15 protein-coding genes are annotated in these 14,394 nt (G+C 46.0%); 12 read left to right on the forward strand and 3 right to left on the reverse strand.

Annotation, left to right across the window (positions count from 1 at the left end; all coding sequences use genetic code 11):
• Positions 1 to 41: 41 nt before the first annotated feature.
• The 6 genes from betI (at position 42) to JMA39_RS03560 (ending at position 6,735) form a co-directional block, all read left to right on the forward strand.
• Entirely contained in the window at positions 42 to 647 is a 606-nt protein-coding gene (betI, locus tag JMA39_RS03535; protein WP_202720455.1) for a transcriptional regulator BetI, read from the forward strand.
• Positions 638 to 2,101 (forward strand): betaine-aldehyde dehydrogenase, encoded by a 1,464-nt coding sequence (gene betB / locus JMA39_RS03540; protein WP_202720456.1) that lies wholly within the window; start codon positions 638 to 640, stop codon positions 2,099 to 2,101. Before betI ends, betB begins: the two co-directional genes overlap by 10 nt.
• Positions 2,102 to 2,110: 9 nt before the next feature.
• Complete coding sequence (gene betA, locus JMA39_RS03545) at positions 2,111 to 3,808, forward strand: choline dehydrogenase (protein WP_202720457.1); 1,698 nt, start codon at positions 2,111 to 2,113, stop codon at positions 3,806 to 3,808.
• 348 nt (positions 3,809 to 4,156) lie between these two features.
• Entirely contained in the window at positions 4,157 to 5,374 is a 1,218-nt protein-coding gene (locus JMA39_RS03550) for a BCCT family transporter (protein WP_202720458.1), read from the forward strand.
• A gap of 18 nt (positions 5,375 to 5,392) precedes the next feature.
• Positions 5,393 to 6,097 carry a TorF family putative porin gene (locus JMA39_RS03555; protein ID WP_202720807.1) on the forward strand — a complete coding sequence of 235 codons (705 nt, stop codon included), beginning with the start codon at positions 5,393 to 5,395 and terminating at the stop codon, positions 6,095 to 6,097.
• Positions 6,098 to 6,261: 164 nt separating this feature from the next.
• On the forward strand, positions 6,262 to 6,735 hold the full coding sequence (locus JMA39_RS03560; RefSeq protein WP_202720459.1) for a MarR family winged helix-turn-helix transcriptional regulator: 474 nt from the start codon (positions 6,262 to 6,264) through the stop codon (positions 6,733 to 6,735).
• Between the two features lie 61 nt (positions 6,736 to 6,796).
• Here JMA39_RS03560 and JMA39_RS03565 read toward each other — a convergent pair whose 3' ends face one another.
• The gene (locus JMA39_RS03565; protein WP_202720460.1) at positions 6,797 to 7,252 is read right to left on the reverse strand and encodes a GNAT family N-acetyltransferase; all 456 of its coding nucleotides are present in this window, start codon (positions 7,250 to 7,252) and stop codon (positions 6,797 to 6,799) included.
• 68 nt (positions 7,253 to 7,320) lie between these two features.
• On the reverse strand, positions 7,321 to 8,700 hold the full coding sequence (locus JMA39_RS03570; RefSeq protein WP_237732589.1) for a diguanylate cyclase domain-containing protein: 1,380 nt from the start codon (positions 8,698 to 8,700) through the stop codon (positions 7,321 to 7,323).
• A 471-nt stretch (positions 8,701 to 9,171) separates the two neighbouring features.
• Between JMA39_RS03570 and mtnN the strand changes: the two genes are divergently transcribed.
• The 6 genes from mtnN (at position 9,172) to JMA39_RS03600 (ending at position 13,101) form a co-directional block, all read left to right on the forward strand.
• On the forward strand, positions 9,172 to 9,864 hold the full coding sequence (gene mtnN / locus JMA39_RS03575) for a 5'-methylthioadenosine/S-adenosylhomocysteine nucleosidase (RefSeq protein WP_202720461.1): 693 nt from the start codon (positions 9,172 to 9,174) through the stop codon (positions 9,862 to 9,864).
• Positions 9,865 to 9,951: 87 nt separating this feature from the next.
• On the forward strand, positions 9,952 to 10,932 hold the full coding sequence (locus JMA39_RS03580) for a cobalamin biosynthesis protein CobD/CbiB (protein ID WP_202720462.1): 981 nt from the start codon (positions 9,952 to 9,954) through the stop codon (positions 10,930 to 10,932).
• 164 nt (positions 10,933 to 11,096) lie between these two features.
• Positions 11,097 to 11,474 (forward strand): DUF2721 domain-containing protein, encoded by a 378-nt coding sequence (locus JMA39_RS03585; RefSeq protein WP_202720808.1) that lies wholly within the window; start codon positions 11,097 to 11,099, stop codon positions 11,472 to 11,474.
• On the forward strand, positions 11,471 to 12,094 hold the full coding sequence (locus JMA39_RS03590; protein WP_202720463.1) for a trimeric intracellular cation channel family protein: 624 nt from the start codon (positions 11,471 to 11,473) through the stop codon (positions 12,092 to 12,094). The genes JMA39_RS03585 and JMA39_RS03590 overlap by 4 nt, the downstream gene beginning before the upstream one ends.
• Entirely contained in the window at positions 12,094 to 12,573 is a 480-nt protein-coding gene (locus JMA39_RS03595; RefSeq protein WP_202720464.1) for a nuclear transport factor 2 family protein, read from the forward strand. The genes JMA39_RS03590 and JMA39_RS03595 overlap by 1 nt, the downstream gene beginning before the upstream one ends.
• Positions 12,574 to 12,690: 117 nt before the next feature.
• Entirely contained in the window at positions 12,691 to 13,101 is a 411-nt protein-coding gene (locus tag JMA39_RS03600) for a hypothetical protein (protein ID WP_202720465.1), read from the forward strand.
• 64 nt (positions 13,102 to 13,165) lie between these two features.
• Here JMA39_RS03600 and tyrS read toward each other — a convergent pair whose 3' ends face one another.
• Positions 13,166 to 14,362, reverse strand: a complete 1,197-nt coding sequence (gene tyrS, locus JMA39_RS03605) for a tyrosine--tRNA ligase (protein ID WP_202720466.1) — start codon at positions 14,360 to 14,362, stop codon at positions 13,166 to 13,168.
• Positions 14,363 to 14,394 lie beyond the last annotated feature (32 nt).

The raw sequence follows: 14,394 nt of genomic DNA on the forward strand, positions 1-14,394 counted from the left end.
TAAAAACAACATTCAATAATGTACTCAGGAATTTGCTCTTTATGCCGCGCCCGCCAATGAAAACCGTTCGACAACAACAGCTCATCGACGCCACTCTTGTCTCTGTTGAGCGTCACGGCTTACACAACACCACCATCAACACTATTAGCGGTTTAGCAGGCTTATCTTCAGGGCTCATCAGTCATTACTTCGGCGGCAAGCAAGGCCTTATTGAAGCCACGCAAAAGTACCTGCTAGATCAACTTAAGCAAGCGCTGTTGAGCCGCACTACAGGCAGAACACTGTTACCGCTCGAGCGACTGCATGCCATAGTCGAAGCCAACTTTACCGAGCTACAACGCTCAAGACCCGCTACTAAGACTTGGTTATGTTTTTGGTCGCAAGCCATGCATGAGCAAGGCCTTGCCAGACTACAGCACATCAATAGCCAACGACTTTATAGCAACCTTCTATTCTCTTTCAAAAAACTACTTCCGCAACCTCAAGCCATTACCGCAGCTAAACAAACTGCAGCGATGATCGATGGCTTCTGGCTACGCAGTGCCTTAAGTCCAACGCCAGAGAAAGAGTTCCAGCAAGCCCAAATTCTATCTAAAGCCTTTATCGAGGCAGTGATCATGCAGTACGGAGAAACCCGATGTCACTAGTCGTTTACCCCAATTATATCCACGGCAAAGCTCTCAGAAACACCACAGGCGAAACCTTCGAAGTCATCAATCCTGCCAATGGAGAGGTGAGCTACTTAGTCGAAGTTGCCGATGAAGAAATTCAACAAGCCGCAATCGAAAGCGCAAAAGTTGGTTTTGAAACTTGGTCTAAAATGACCGCTATGGAGCGCAGTCGAATCCTGCTTAAAGCCGTGTCTCTACTTCGTGAGCGTAACGACGAGTTAGCCGCCATTGAAGTACAAGACACTGGTAAGCCTTGGCAAGAAGCCTCGGTAGTCGATGTTGTCACTGGTGCCGACTCTATCGAGTTCTTTGCCAGCCTTGCCCCAAGTATTGAAGGCAATCAGCAAACCATAGGCGATGACTTTTACTATACTCGCCGCGAACCTCTAGGCATTTGTGCTGGTATTGGCGCGTGGAACTATCCGTTACAAATCGCTTGCTGGAAATCAGCTCCTGCTCTAGCTTGCGGTAATGTGATGATCTTTAAGCCATCAGAGGAAACGCCCCTTGGTGCCTTAAAGTTAGCAGAGATCTTCACCGAAGCTGGCGTGCCAGATGGTGTATTTAACGTGGTTCAAGGCGATGGTCGTGTCGGTGCTTGGCTGACTAACAATGACCAAATAGCAAAAGTGTCATTCACTGGCGAAGTTGGCACTGGCAAGAAAGTGATGGCCGCTGCGGCAAGTTCACTTAAAGAGGTCACCATGGAGCTAGGGGGCAAGTCGCCCCTTATCATCTTCAACGATGCCGATATCGACAATGCAGTTTCTGCCGCCATGTTGGGTAACTTCTACACCCAAGGCGAGATCTGCACTAACGGTACTCGCGTATTCGTGCAAAAAGCCATCTATCCGCAATTTATCGAAAAGCTACTGACCCGCACCCAAAACAATATCGTCTGTGGCGATCCAATGGATCCTGAGACTAACTTTGGTGCACTGATCTCAAAGGCTCACCAAGACAAGGTACTAAGCTACATCGAGATAGGTAAGCAAGAGGGCGCCGAGCTACTCGCCGGTGGTCATGCATTAACACCTGAAAATAGCCCGAATGGTTACTTTGTCGCGCCCACCATCTTCGGCAACTGCACCGATGAGATGACACTGAGTAAAGAGGAGATCTTTGGCCCAGTGATGTCAGTGCTACCCTTTAATGATGAAGAGGAAGTCGTTCGCCGTGCTAACGATACCCAACTAGGATTAGCCGCAGGTGTGTTTACTCAAGACATTAACCGCGCTCACCGAGTTATCCATCAGATGCAGGCCGGCATTTGCTGGATCAATGCCTATGGCGCCTCCCCTGCCGAGATGCCTGTGGGCGGTTACAAAATGTCAGGGATTGGCCGTGAAAACGGCAGCGAAACCCTAAAAGCCTACACTCAAATCAAAGCCGTATACGTGGGTATGCAGCCTCTTGAAAGTCCATTTTAAGGAGCCGACATGACCATAACCCATCCACAATACGACTATATTATCGTTGGCGCAGGCAGCGCAGGTTGTGTACTCGCCAACCGCTTATCCGCCGACTCGAATAACCGCGTATTGCTGCTTGAAACTGGCGGCAGTGACAGGAGCATCTTTATTCAGATGCCCACCGCACTCTCAATCCCGATGAATACCAAGAAGTACGCTTGGCAGTTTGAAACTGAAGCCGAGCCTTACCTCGATAACCGCCGTATGCATTGTCCACGCGGTAAGGTATTAGGCGGCTCATCATCGATTAATGGCATGGTGTACGTTCGCGGCCATGCTAGGGACTTCGATGAATGGCAAGAACACGGTGCAAAAAACTGGGATTACGCCCACTGCCTGCCCTACTTCAAAAAAGCCGAAGAGTGGGCATTTGGCGAAGATGATTATCGCGGTAACGATGGCCCACTTGGGGTCAACAACGGCAACGAGATGAAAAACCCCTTGTATAAAGCCTTTGTCGCCGCGGGTGTCGATGCTGGTTACTTAGCGACAGACGACTACAATGGTGCCCAGCAAGAGGGCTTTGGCCCGATGCACATGACGGTTAAAAACGGTGTGCGCTGGTCAACATCAAATGCCTACCTAAGACCTGCGATGAAGCGTGAAAACTTAACCGTTATCACCCACGCTCAGGTGCATAAAGTACTGTTTTCAAGTAAACCCGGTGAGGCTAACAAAGCCGTGGGTGTGCGCTTTGAGCGCAAAGGTAAAATCTGTGAAGTCAATGCCAGTAAAGAGGTTGTACTGTCTGCAGGCTCTATCGGCTCGCCGCATATTTTACAACTCTCAGGAATTGGTGCAGCAGAGACCCTTAACAAAGCGGGGATCGAGCAAGTACACGAGCTGCCAGGCGTCGGTGAAAACTTGCAAGATCACCTCGAGTTCTACTTCCAGTTTAAGTGCCTTAAGCCTATCTCTCTCAACGGTAAACTCGATCCACTCAACAAGCTATTTATCGGTACTCGTTGGATCTTAAACAAATCAGGGCTGGGCGCGACCAACCATTTCGAGTCTTGTGGCTTTATTCGCTCAAAGGCGGGTCTTGAATGGCCAGATCTGCAATACCACTTCCTGCCAGCAGCGATGCGATATGACGGCAAAGAAGCCTTTGCAGGCCATGGCTTCCAAGTGCACATAGGCCACAACAAACCTAAGAGTCGCGGCAGCGTCAAAGTGATCTCAAATGATCCAAAAATTGCACCCAGCATTCAGTTTAACTATCTGTCTCATCAAGACGATATCGAAGGTTTCCGTGCCTGCGTTCGCTTAACACGTGAGATCATCAATCAACCCGCGCTAGATGAGTACCGCGGCGAAGAAATTCAGCCAGGAACGAGTGTAGAAACCGATGAACAGATAGATAGCTTTGTAAGAAACGCGGTTGAGAGTGCCTATCATCCCTCTTGCTCATGCAAGATGGGAGAGGATGCCATGGCGGTGGTCGACTCAGAAACAAGAGTGCATGGAATAGAAGGGCTTAGAGTGGTTGATTCCTCTATTTTCCCCACCATTCCAAACGGCAACCTAAATTCGCCAACCATCATGTTAGCCGAGCGTGCCGCCGACTTGATTTTAGGTCATACGCCGTTGGCGCCAAGTACTGCCGAAGTGGTCATCAGCCAAGATTGGCAACAGCAGCAAAGGCAGCGACCACCAGCAAGATAAACGCTTTAGCTTAGCCCATGTACTAACGCCTCAGTGACACTGAGACTAAGAGTATGGGCTAGGCCAAGCCCCTCCACAAACGAGATGAAGATGCTCGGCAATCTACCAGCCGCTTCTTCAAACTGTTTACGTATAGGTCCAGCCAACCTAAGCCATAGCGGCTAAATGGCATTAACCGCCACGTTTAATTTATCAAACCTTAACTGATGTGAAAACGGCAATTAAGGCTTGAGGGATTTTTGCGACCAAAATTTGGCTGCTAGCGGGCATAACGACAATAAAAACAAGGACTAAAAGCATGTTTTTTAATGGAAATTTTTATACTGAAAATAAGCTAGGAGCTCAACTATGACCACTTGGCTAACTATAGGGATATTATTTACGTTCGCCGCCATCGCCTTCGTGATCTACCGCTGGGGCAACGTCAAGTGCGTGGGTGTCACACCAGTGCGTACCTTTACCTTTATCGCCATCCTGTTTACCTCAGGTTTGGATGTGGGTTTAATCATGTTCCCGCTAACCGAGTTTGGCGGCTACGCAGACTTAAGCGCGAGCCCTGAGTATGGTTTTACCAATCCCCTGGCAATTGAATTTGGTTTCTGGGCATTCTTAATCTGGGCATTTTACTTCTTAACTTGCTTCTATTTTTGTGTGATAGAGCCTAGGGTCAAGTTCTTCGAGATCCCTGTCATTAAGTTCATTAATAACTTAGTGATTATCGGCACCTGTGCCTTCACCGCTTACCTGCTATTGACCAACTTACCTTGGTATCTGCCAGAGATGGGTGATGGCGAGTCAGTGGTGAGCAGCTTCTATCTAATTGTGTTCGTGATTATCGCCGCAGCCGTATACTCAAGTACCAGTATTCGCTATGTACGCATTCTGAGCTTAGCCAGCACTTGGTTATTTCTAGGCTTAATAGTGTTGATGTGGGCCGGCGCATTTATGTCAAAAGAGTCAGGTATAGGTGAGTTCGTTAACACCTTCGCCCTGATCGGTGATTACTTTGGCAATATCCATCACTTCGTCCTGCCGATGAATGATTACCATGAGTTCTACCTATTCTGGTGGTTCGCTTGGAGCATCATGATTGGTCAGTTCACCTCACGCTTTGTGGGCGGCATGAAGACCTACCAAGTACTGATTGCCATGATGGTTTTCCCATCTCTGCCTATCGCGGTGTGGTTTACGGTGCTGTACTACTATAGCGCTAATGAAATTGCCACCACAGGCTTCTATAACCTCGCGATGGTGATGGTAGGTATTACCTTCGTGGTTAACTCTCTCGACTCGTTAATTCGTCTCTACACCGACAACCTTAACCTTACCGTTGAGCGCTTCGGCAAGACTAAATACATCATTGGCAATCTCGCCTTGATGAGTGGTCTCACCCTGCTGTTCCAGCTGAATTTCTTAGAGATCCAGTGGGTTGGCGCACTGGCAATCGGTCTGATTTTAGGCTGTTTTGGTTACATCTTAGCGACTAAATACAAGAAGGTTGCAGCCATCGAGCACTCACCGACAGAAAACAAAATTGATTTTAGCAAAATTGAATTAGCTAACTAAAAAGAAGAAAGGGAAATGATGAAAACAACAATTAAAAATCTTGCGCTACTGGGTCTAATCGCATTGCCAGCAACAGCAATGGCAGGCGTTAGCTCAACAATTAATGCCACCTCAGACTACACCTTTAACGGTGTAAGCCAAACAGATAATGGCCCTGCGCTGCAGGCAAGCCTTGATTACGCCGCCGATACTGGTTGGTATGTGGGTACTTGGGCATCGAATGTGGATTACGGCTCAGGTGATGACACTTGGCTAGAGCTGGATTTTTACGGCGGCATGTACTTCCAGTTGAGCGAAAGCGTGTCACTGGATGCGGGTGTCGCTTATTACACTTACCACGGTGATTCGTTCTCAGATGAGTACCAATATCCAGAGGTGTACACTAAATTTGGCTACGGCTCATCGGTTGGCCAATCAGAGCTTAACTTCTGGTATACATGGGATTACTTCGGCGTTGATGCGGGTCATTACATCATGATGGCGGCACATACATTTACGATTACTGAAGGCCATGACATCCGCATCAGCTTTGACCGTTCAACATCAACAGATGTGAACAAGTGGTCTTGGGATGGCGACAAAGCCTATAACCACTACCGTGCCGAATACATGACCAGCTGGAAAGGTTTCGACTTTAACCTAGCGGTTGAAGATACCAGCATGGATCTAGATACCGCCGATACTCGTGCTGTACTGTCTGTAGCAAGAACCTTTAACTTCTAAGCGGATTCACACCCGTCAAGTAAGTGTAAGCTTGCAGCTAAACTAAATTGTGCGGTATAACCCTGAACGTTGTACCGCACTTTTTTAATCGCTGCGATGAACAGCAAAACTATTAATTGAAAACTTAATAACACTGGCAAAGGCCTTTTAGCTGAGGAATACAGATGGAAAAATATGAACAGCTGCTGATTTCACTGCGCCGAGTGATCCGAGCGATTGACATCCATTCTCGCCAGCTCAATAAACAATCGGGTCTAACCGGTCCACAGTTAATGGTAATGCACAGTATTGCTCAACTTGAGTCACCGCTGGCTAAAGAGGTCGCCAATGAAGTCGCCTTAAGCCCGGCCACTGTCACAACGATTATCGATAGATTAGAAAGTCGTCAGTTAGTGATTAGAACTCGCAGCGAAACCGATAAGCGCAAGGTACACCTATCATTGAGCGAAAGTGGTCAAGCCCTACTCAGTGATTCACCTAAACCACTTCAAGAACACTTCATTACTCGTTATCAAAACCTTGAACAGTGGGAGCAAAGCCAGCTGTTATCGTCAGTTGAGCGCATTGCCGCCATGATGGATGCCAATGAGTTAGATGCCGCCCCCGTGTTGTTGGTGGGACAAATTCAGGCGGATTAAACGCTTTAGCCTTACGTCACCTCACTTAGCCATAAAGCAAGTTGTTTTATTGACCTTATGTTTAAAGCATTTTGCTCATAAAGCTACTGTAAGGATCCTGCTTATAATCGCCAAATGGCTGGCATTCGATAAAACCAAACTGCTCATAGAGCTTACGAGCCGGAATAAAGGCTGCCATAGAGCCAGTCTCAAGACTGAGTCTTTGATAACCTCGCGCTCTTGCCTCACTGATAATATGTGCCAGAAGCGTTTGTGCGACACCTTGGCGAAGAAAATGGCTCGATGTGCGCATCGACTTGATTTCGCCATGGCGACTATCAAGCTGTTTTAGTGCACCACAGCCTGCGAGTTCATCTTCGCACCATAGACTCCAAAAGGTAACATCCTCAGCTTCTAGCCCAGAGACATCTAGTGCATGCACACTTTCAGGCGGGGAGTGCGATGCCATATCTTCATGATGCGCCTTTAATAACGCTAGCACCTGCTCACTGCACAGTTGCCCTACTTTAATCTGCATTGTTTCTCTAAGTGATAGCTGTTTCGGTCAGTTTATGGAGTTTGAGTTATCTAATATCAACGGCAATATTACGTCACTTGGCTACTATTATCGCTGTGACTAGTCTCTATAACATCAGTTGATAACGAACAGGTATCACCCTTATCATTTACTCGGCATAACATTGAGTTATCAAAGAATTTATAATTGACACTCTCATCTCGTTTTGCAGCGTACATAGCGATATCAGCCCGATTGATTAACTCACAGCTTTGTAATGAATCCTCAGGCGAAATAGAGATGCCGATACTCAGAGAGATATCGATTACATGGCCTCTGCAAAGAAATGGCGAGCTGAATTTAGCCAACATCTTTTCGGCTACTATTTTTGCATGGTCCGCTTCCTTAATGTCATTGACAATAACAACAAACTCATCCCCTCCGAAGCGATATACTGCATCATTCGATCTCACCGACTCTTTGATACGCAAGGCTGATTCCTTGAGAATTTCATCTCCAACGTCATGCCCTAGGCTATCATTCAATACTTTAAACTTATTTAGGTCTATAAAAAATATTGCCAATTTTTGGCCATAACTTAGTGCCTTTATAGAGTAATCAACTCCAGTATCTAAGCCAGTACGATTCTTTAATCCAGTGAGATAATCGTGGTTAGCTTCGTAATCTAGCAACTTTGCCTTCGCATAGACTGTTTCACTCATTTGATAGAAACGCGAGAGCAAATAGCCCATCTCATCTTTTGGCAGGATATCTGAGACCTCTTGCCGCTCACCCCGCTCCATTTTAGCCGTAGCTTCAATCATCATGCCTAATGGTTGATAGAATTTATTTTTTACAAACATTGCCGTAATAATCGACAAAAAAACAAAAAATAGGATCTCAGCTCCAATCAATGTGGTGATATATGCTCGACTCTCGTTAAAGGCGCCTTTCCTTTGTTCTAGCAGCACAAGCTCCTCATTATTAAACGAAGTGAGCTCATCCCTAATCGCATCCATATAGTTCTTACCACTGTTATTTTTAACAATGCTAGAGGCTTCAGATATGGAGGAGGGAGTATTTTCTTGGGTCAAGTTAATCGTTAAATCAAGCTCGGCGAGCTTTTTCGTCAATAACCCACTTATATTCTCTAAGCGCTTCTGCTGTGACAAATTATCCGAAGTTAACCGAAAGAGCTCTTGAAGATGTCTATCCACCGAAGACACCCCAATATGGTACGGCTCAAGATATGCGGAGTCTTGGGTTAACAGATAGCCTCGTTGACCCGTTTCAGCGTCGATAACCGCGCCAATAAGGCGCTCAGACTCAATTAGCACCTCATGGGTATGAATCACCCATTCAAGCTTCTCTTCACCATACTCCTCGAGGATAAATGTAAATACAGTATTACCAATTGCAGCAAAAAACAGTAACGATAGAAGAAGCCCGAGTTTGAAGCGAATGCTCATTCGAGCCCCCTTAAAGTTTACAGCTTAATTATTAGAATGGATTACTCGCCATAATAAATTGTTCCCACTTAGCGTCTACAATATCTAAAGCAAAAAATTGACCTAAATCACCTAATCACAGGCAGTAACATCAGTTTGGGAGCTTGGCAACGAGCTTACACACAAACTCTAGAATTAGAGTCTAGAACAAAGACAGTACAAAGCGAGTTAATAAACAAATGAATCAATTAAGATTATTGACATATAACAGTCCTAACTTGAGTGTCACAAAACCATAAAGCCCTCCTTATCCACAAAAAGAGCAAGAACTTACGACCACGATTATCATTACCCTGCATATCGGCACCAGTTATAGTCATCAGCCTATCCGTTGCCCGACCTCTCATCTTATCCATAAGGCTTTTTCACTAACGCCAAGTGCCGTGGTATATTAGCGCCCATATTCATTCAGGTAGTTAAAAAGGTCATTTCATGAAAATCGGTATTATTGGCGCTATGGAGCCGGAAGTTGCACATTTAGTTGAGTCGATGGAAAACCCAAGCTCTACAACCATCGCCGGTATCGAGTTTGTTGCAGGTCAGCTAGCGGGTAAAGAAGTTATCGTTACTCGTTCAGGCATTGGTAAAGTAACAGCCAGTATTGCGACAACACTGCTTATTGAAAAGTATGCACCTGATGCGATTATTAACACGGGTTCTGCTGGCGGTTTCGCTGATGAACTTGCCATTGGCGATATCGTGATCTCTTCTGAAGTACGTCACCACGATGTAGACGTGACAGCCTTTGGTTATGAAATTGGTCAGATGGCACAGCAACCAGCGGCATTCATCCCAGATTCAAAGCTTGTTGCTGCGGCGCAAAAAGCCGTTGCTAGCCTTGGCGAGGTCAAAGCGATTGAAGGTTTAATCTGTACTGGCGATAGCTTTATTTGCGATCCAGTGCGCACCAAGACCATGCTAGAGAACTTCCCAACGATGGCGGCGTGCGAAATGGAAGGCGCGGCTATTGCTCAGGTTTGTCACCAGTTTGGTGTACCGTTTGTGGTTATCCGTTCACTGTCTGATAATGCTAACAACGACTCGCCAGTGGATTTTGACGAGTACATCGTAAAAGCGGGTCACCACTCTGCATTAATGGTTATCGCTCTGCTTGAGCAACTATAAGCTAAGCTGTTTTAAGTTAAAAAAGCTCTAAGCTAAAAAGCTTTTAAACAAAAGACGAGCAAAGCAACACAAGGATAGCGCAGCAATATGGTTCCAGAGTTTACTAAAATCTTCTCACTAGATAGTCAGCTTTACACTGGAGCCTTGGTGTTATTCGTGTCCATTTTACTGGCTCGAATCGCTCCACTGCCACGCAACCTTCAGCCACTTGAGTGGTTATCTCAAGTGGCTAAAAACTTAAGCGCAAAGGTAAACCATGTAAACCGTGCGCCATCGCAGCAGTTAATCGCAGGCACCCTCGCCATGCTACTGTTAATTATTCCTTTTTGGGCGGTGATAAGTTTCTTAGTTGAGCTTGCCGAATTCCCTTGGTTCTTTGAAACCGTCATTATTTATCTTTGCTTACAAGACGATCATTTCAGGTACATTGCCAACGAAGTGGCTATCGCCATCAAACGCGATAATAAGCCCCATGCACGTAGCCTACTACTACCTTGGGTTAGTCGCAGCACGGCATCGCTTTCAAATGTTGGTTTGTGTAAGACCACCATTGAAAGGCTATCAACCACCTCGATTTATGGCACTGTTTCAGCCATTGTCTTTTTTGCAATAGGTGGCGTACCGCTGTTGATCATCGCAAGAATGATAAAGCAAATCGAGTCAGTCTGGCCTGTATACAACCCGCAATACCGTTATTTTGGTATGCCGGTATATGTGCTCAGCACCTTAGTACACTATATCCCAGCAAAACTCTGGAGCCTTAGCCTTGCCATTCAAGGCGGTCCAAAGAGCCTTATGAGGCTATTGGCGCCTAAGGTAAATACAACACCACTGAATGAGTATCAAACCTGCGAAGTCGTAGCCTGTGCGTTAGCGATTGAACTAGGTGGGCCGGTAAAATTCAACAAAGAAAAGGTCGATATGCCTAAGGTCACTTATGGCAAGCTACCCGATGAGAACGATCTATTGAGAGCGGTTAAACTCAACTCTGTGGCCTTCAGCCTATGGACGCTTGCTATCGTTATCTTGCCAAGTATTTGGGGCCTGCTGCGGGTGATGCAAGGTTAACCCTACCAAGAGCAGCTAATATCTTGAATTTTGTTTAATAACCTTCTTTATGCGCTACTTATTTATTCAGTAGATTGTAATCATCTTGTATAAATTATTGGCATTGGTATGATTCCTAAAATCGTATATTGACTCGTTTAGGGCTGACTCCATTGTTTGAAAATATCCATGTCTCACTGACAACGCCTGCACTGCTCTTTCCAGCCATCTCTTTACTGTTGTTGGCTTATACCAATCGTTTCTTCTCTTTAGCGGCGCTCATACGTAATCTCAGTGCCAATGGCAAACCGCTCCACAATAGTCAGCTAAAGAATCTTCGTCAGCGGATCAGCATCATTAAACGAATGCAGGAGTCGGGGGCATTGAGCTTTGCCCTATGCGTATTATGTATGATCTTTATTTACATCGGCCTTAACAAAGTCGGGGCACTTATCTTCGGTTGCAGCTTGCTCCTGCTACTTTATTCACTACTGCTTTCTGTTATCGAAATTCGAATTTCGGTGGATGCCCTCAATATTCATCTTGAAGAGTTGGATAGATGATCGATTGGATCTATTTCTTCGACCTGTGTGGTACCGCTGTATTTGCACTTTCGGGCGCATTAGCCGCTGGCAGACATAAGATGGACCCATTTGGCGTACTCGTACTCGCTTCCGTTACTGCCATTGGTGGCGGCAGCATTCGTGACGCTCTATTAGGCACCACTCCGGTATTCTGGATCCAAGATCACAATTACATCACGGTGATTTTAATTACCGTTATATTAACCTTTATTTTTGTCCGTAAACCTAAGCGAGTCCCACGTTACCTCCTGCCCGTTGCCGACGCCTTTGGTTTAGCACTCTTTACTGTGATTGGCGTAGAAAAAGCGCTAAATTTAGAGCTCAGCGGTATGACTGCCGTCGTTATGGGCTTAATCACTGGCGTCGGTGGTGGTATTATTCGAGACTTACTCTGTCAACAGGTACCTATGGTGCTTCGTACAGAGATCTACGCGACAGCATCGATAGTGGGCGGGATCTGTTACACCATAAGTTTACATTGGGGAGCGGCCGATATGTTTGCCTTATTATTTGCAATGGGTACCGCACTCGTGATTAGATTAGCCGCTATTCGTTGGCACCTGTCATTACCGGCTTTTGATTTAAAGACACCACAATAATGAGATTAGCTTTACTTAGTTTTGTATTTGCACTGTTTAGCTTTCCGGCGTTCGCCAATATCGGCGATATGCCCAAAGAGCAACAGCTGGCTATTAAGTATATTCAAGCGCTAACTCGTCAAGACTACACGAGCCTGAGCGCCTTCTATAATCGTGACAGCGTGTTTAATGACAGAACCGCTGGGCGGACATACACAGGCAAGCGCCATATTTTACAGTTTTTAAAACGTGCTCATCGCGGTGTACTCGAATACAACTTTAATATCGAGCATATGTTTAACTCTGGCTCACTAGTCGTACTTATCGGTAACTACCGCTATAAAGGGCCTGGCGAGCTATTTGGTAAACCTGGCCGCATCATAGACATCGCCATTCCCGGCGTGACTACACTGCGTTTAGACATGACCCATCAAAGGGTTAAAGAGCATCAAGATCTGATGGATTACCAAACCATGGCCGATCAACTCGCCGTTCAGTAATCCCCGTTAGTAATACCAACCGGTATAATACCCAGATCACAAAATCCTGCTGCTACAGGAAACTTTTTGTCGCTTACCTGTCAAAGTAACTAAGTACCTTGAATGCAGTAGGTTGTTATGGGTTTTACTAACGCGCTTCGCTCACTGATTGTCTTATCAATGCTCACTTGTAGTGCCGCTATGGCCATTGAGCAACCAATCGTGGTCTCTTTTGCCGACCAGCCTATCCATAAGTTCAATCAAAAACTCGAACTTGCGCAACAGCAGCAGCGTAGCTGGAGTAAACAACCCGAATCTATCTCTGCCCACTATGCTGGCAGCAGCTTTCAACTGGCCAAAGTCAAACAGTACCAAGGAAAAGTGGTGACCTATAACGTCAGTGGCGCAAGTGCTGAACACCCTAAGATGCTGTTGATTCTTTCGATGGAGAAGCAGAAAGATCGCTGGACGTTAGATGCGGCAAGATTAACTTGGCAATGTAAAAACGGCCTGCACTTTGGTACAGACCGTTGTTTGAATAACCACTAGTCTATTTTCACTCTAGTAGTGATTAGCACTTAAACCCAGCAAGTTAAGCCGAGATTTAATCGCGTTAAACGAGTGTGATCTTAGCGAACTTGCGCTTACCTACTTGGAATACCGCAGAGGTACCAGCAGTCAATTGTAGGCGAGTATCTTCAATCTTATCGCCATCAATCTTAGCTGCGCCCTGTTTAATCATGCGCATCGCATCAGAAGTAGAGTTTACTAGACCCGCTTCTTTAAGCAGGTTAGCAATCGCAATACCTTCACCAGCAACAATCTCTAGCTCTTCGATATCGCTTGGAATCGCACCTTTTTGGAAACGGTTGATGAACTCTTGGTGTGCAGCTTCAGCAGCAGCTTCATCATGGAAACGTGCGATGATCTCTTTCGCTAATGCAATTTTCACATCACGAGGGTTTGAACCCGCTTCTACGTCAGCTTTGAACTGCTCAATCTCGGTCAAAGGACGGAAAGAGAGTAGCTCGAAGTAACGCCACATCAAATCATCTGAAATTGACATGATCTTACCGAACATTTCACCAGCAGGCTCACTCACACCAATGTAGTTATGAGCAGACTTAGACATCTTCTTAACGCCGTCTAGGCCTTCAAGCAGTGGCATCATGATCACAGTCTGTGGCTTCTGGCCCGCAGACTTTTGCAGTTCACGACCCATAAGTAGGTTAAACTTCTGATCGGTACCACCTAGCTCAACGTCAGACTCTAGTGCAACTGAGTCGTAACCTTGTAGCAATGGGTACATGAATTCATGAATAGCAATTGACTGACCTGAAGCGTAACGCTTTTTAAAGTCATCACGCTCCATCATACGTGCAACAGTTTGCTGTGACGCAAGACGGATCATGCCCGCAGCGCCTAATGGCTCCAACCAGGTAGAGTTAAACTCAATACGCGTCTTAGCAGGATCTAAAATCTTATAAACCTGCTGCTTATAAGTTTCAGCATTGGCAAGTACTTGCTCACGAGTCAATGGCGGACGAGTACTGTTCTTACCACTTGGGTCACCGACCATACCTGTGAAGTCACCAATCAAGAAGATCACTTCATGACCTAACTCTTGGAAGGTACGCATCTTGTTTAAAATAACCGTGTGGCCAAGATGAATATCTGGAGCGGTTGGGTCAGCGCCTAGTTTAATTTTTAACGGGCGACCTTCTTTCAACTTCTCCAGCAGATCCGCTTCGAGTAATATCTCGTCGGTGCCACGTCTTATTTCTGCTAATGCTTGCTCTAAATCAGCCATATCGGCGGTTACTCCTGGGAGCCTAATCAAAA

Source organism: Shewanella schlegeliana, from assembly GCF_016765635.1.
In the GTDB taxonomy this organism is placed as follows: domain Bacteria; phylum Pseudomonadota; class Gammaproteobacteria; order Enterobacterales; family Shewanellaceae; genus Shewanella; species Shewanella schlegeliana.

Coding starts and splice junctions, on each gene's coding strand:
- mtnN (WP_202720461.1), top strand. CDS start 9,172: ATGAAAATCGGTATTATTGGCGCTATGGAGCCGGAAGTTGCACATTTA.
- JMA39_RS03555 (WP_202720807.1), top strand. CDS start 5,393: ATGAAAACAACAATTAAAAATCTTGCGCTACTGGGTCTAATCGCATTG.
- betA (WP_202720457.1), top strand. CDS start 2,111: ATGACCATAACCCATCCACAATACGACTATATTATCGTTGGCGCAGGC.
- JMA39_RS03595 (WP_202720464.1), top strand. CDS start 12,094: ATGAGATTAGCTTTACTTAGTTTTGTATTTGCACTGTTTAGCTTTCCG.
- JMA39_RS03565 (WP_202720460.1), bottom strand. CDS start 7,252: ATGCAGATTAAAGTAGGGCAACTGTGCAGTGAGCAGGTGCTAGCGTTA.
- JMA39_RS03550 (WP_202720458.1), top strand. CDS start 4,157: ATGACCACTTGGCTAACTATAGGGATATTATTTACGTTCGCCGCCATC.
- JMA39_RS03600 (WP_202720465.1), top strand. CDS start 12,691: ATGGGTTTTACTAACGCGCTTCGCTCACTGATTGTCTTATCAATGCTC.
- JMA39_RS03570 (WP_237732589.1), bottom strand. CDS start 8,700: ATGAGCATTCGCTTCAAACTCGGGCTTCTTCTATCGTTACTGTTTTTT.
- JMA39_RS03560 (WP_202720459.1), top strand. CDS start 6,262: ATGGAAAAATATGAACAGCTGCTGATTTCACTGCGCCGAGTGATCCGA.
- JMA39_RS03590 (WP_202720463.1), top strand. CDS start 11,471: ATGATCGATTGGATCTATTTCTTCGACCTGTGTGGTACCGCTGTATTT.
- betI (WP_202720455.1), top strand. CDS start 42: ATGCCGCGCCCGCCAATGAAAACCGTTCGACAACAACAGCTCATCGAC.
- JMA39_RS03580 (WP_202720462.1), top strand. CDS start 9,952: ATGGTTCCAGAGTTTACTAAAATCTTCTCACTAGATAGTCAGCTTTAC.
- tyrS (WP_202720466.1), bottom strand. CDS start 14,362: ATGGCTGATTTAGAGCAAGCATTAGCAGAAATAAGACGTGGCACCGAC.
- betB (WP_202720456.1), top strand. CDS start 638: ATGTCACTAGTCGTTTACCCCAATTATATCCACGGCAAAGCTCTCAGA.